General features: G+C 78.2%; 1 pseudogene. It reads left to right on the top strand.

The window, feature by feature from the left end:
• Positions 1-183, top strand: a pseudogene (locus VR45_RS49860) (hypothetical protein); the annotation flags it as partial.
• Positions 184-216 lie beyond the last annotated feature (33 nt).

Raw genomic sequence — 216 nt, 5'->3', positions numbered from 1 at the left:
CCCCCGCCCGCACCCGACGAGCCGCCCCGCCTCGGCGCCTCGGGCCGGGGGTTCCCCCTGATCGCGCGCCTCACGGACGACTTCCGTGTCCTCCACCGGGACGATCCGCCGGGCACCGACCTGGTCCTCGTCCTGGCTCTGCCCCTGGCCGGAGGGTCCGGGACTTCGGCGCGCCCGAGCTGACTACGGCCGGGCCGTCGGCGGCGGCTTCCAGGG

It is taken from the genome of Streptomyces sp. NRRL S-495 (genome assembly GCF_000966955.1).
In the GTDB taxonomy this organism is placed as follows: domain Bacteria; phylum Actinomycetota; class Actinomycetes; order Streptomycetales; family Streptomycetaceae; genus Kitasatospora; species Kitasatospora purpeofusca.
The sequence above is the reverse complement of the archived record's forward strand: the minus strand, read 5'-3'. Positions and strand labels throughout refer to the sequence as shown.